The organism is Kocuria tytonicola (assembly GCF_003687455.1).
Taxonomy (GTDB): domain Bacteria; phylum Actinomycetota; class Actinomycetes; order Actinomycetales; family Micrococcaceae; genus Kocuria; species Kocuria tytonicola.
The window spans coordinates 1-1,801 of record NZ_PHOA01000182.1 but is presented as its reverse complement, the minus strand read 5'-3'; the positions used below and the strand labels follow the sequence as shown (position 1 = coordinate 1,801).

Sequence of the window (1,801 nt, the reverse complement as noted above, 5' to 3'; positions counted from 1 at the left end):
CCCCTGGACACCGCACGATGAGACGACTTGTCACAGCCCCGTACAAGGACGACGAGGGCATGGGCTGCGGGGGACTGCTGGCCACGTTCCCGGACAAGTGCACCGCGGTGGTCCTCGCGGAGGGGAGCCCCACGCGGCGTCGTGAGTTCGCCCGGGCCATGGACGTGCTGGGCGTGACACGGACCCGCGAGCTGGGCCTGCCGGACGGCGCCGCGGGGGCGGACGTGCTCGCGCTCGCGCGGCTACCGGACGAGATCTGCGCGGAGCTGGAACCGGAGGAGCTGCACCTGCCGTTCCCGTCCCTGCACCAGGACCACATCGCCGCGTACGAGGCCGGGATGCGCACCGCGCGGCTGGCCACTTCCCCGGGACACTTTCCCCGGGGCACTGGGCGGCGCCGTCGGTGGTCGTGCCCGACGTGGCGGTCTGCGACGTGAACCTCTACCCGAGGGACCTGCGCTGCAGCACCTTCGCGCCGCTCACCGCGAAGCAGGCGGACCACAAGGCGCGCGTGCCCGTTCTTGTCCTCCCACGCCTTGCCCGCGAACAGGAACCGGGGCACGCTCCAGTCCTTCCCCCGCGCCGCCGTCCACTGCACCGCCGCCCGCGGCACCGCCGTCGTCGACCGTGCCGCCCCGCCCGTCCACGCCGTGGCGCTCGCCACCGGTCCCGACGACGCCGCTCGGCTCCGTTCCCTGCCCGGCCGCGGGATCGGCCCCGCTCCCCGGGAACGGCTCCCGGCACGTGGTGGGCCCGAGGCCCACGGGAAAGACCTTCGCGGGGTCCACGGCTTCGGGGAGTGGCTGGCCCCGCAGGACCGCGGACAGCCGCGGGATCATCCGGGGACCGCGAGCGCGCGCTGGACTCCGGGGTCGACCCGCTCGCCCGCGCGGGCACCGGGACCCACGACGTCGTGCCCCTGGCACCGCAGCGCCGCCGCGGGACCCGCGGGTGTCCCGGACGAAGGGGCGGGGTCGAAGGGGTCCCCGTGGAATGCGAGCCCGGGGGAGCCTTGCGCCCGGCACGACACGGTCCACGAAGGGTGCGGAATCACTCATGCGCCCACCCCAGCCAGCGGACGAGGCGTCGCCCGGGTGGGCCGCGGTGGGGCCCGCAGCGTCGTCGTCCTCGCTGCGCCCCCGTTCCGACGTGCGGCGACGGCGGGGGTACGATGACCGCCATGCCCACGAGAGCCCCGCGCCCGACGTCCCGCCGCTGGCGCGCCGTGGCCGTGGTCGCGGCGGTCGCCGTGCTGGTCATGGCCGGCGTGCTGGTCGCTGTGAACCCCTTCCGCGCGGACGCACCGGCCACGACGGACTGCACTGCCTACGGGCTCGCGGCGGACGATCCCCGGGCGCACCCCCACACGGTCACCCGGGCCACGCAGGAGACGGCCGAGGACCAGACGCAGGCGGGACCCCTGGGGCGGCTGGACCAGAGCTTCACGGACCGGGGGGTCACGAGCCGTTTCCACGTGATCGACGGCGGTGTGGACACGTCCCGGCCGGTGGGACTCGTGGTGGACCTGCACGGGGACGGGGGCGCGGAGTTCTACGAACCCGGCGGCCGCAGCACGTGCCTCGCTGCGGTGGCGGCCTCCCACAACGCACTCCTGGCCGTGCCGCTGTCCCCGGACTCGAACGGGGACCGCACGTGGTGGGAGAACATGCGTGTGAACCTGGGCTGGCTGCGAGCGCTCACCACCAAGGAATTGCTGCGGAATTCACCCGTTCAGCATGATCTCGTCACCTGGATGGGGTATTCGGGCGGGGCGGAAATGCTCAGCTACGGTGTGCTCAGC

Annotated in this window: 1 protein-coding gene and 1 pseudogene; both read left to right on the top strand. The window is 74.2% G+C overall.

The features are described from left to right. Positions 1–437 (top strand): PIG-L family deacetylase (locus CWC38_RS11680; RefSeq protein WP_206059909.1); only part of this gene is annotated, 437 nt, incomplete at its 5' end. A gap of 743 nt (positions 438–1,180) precedes the next feature. After that, positions 1,181–1,801: pseudogene (locus CWC38_RS11675) on the top strand (hypothetical protein); the annotation flags it as partial.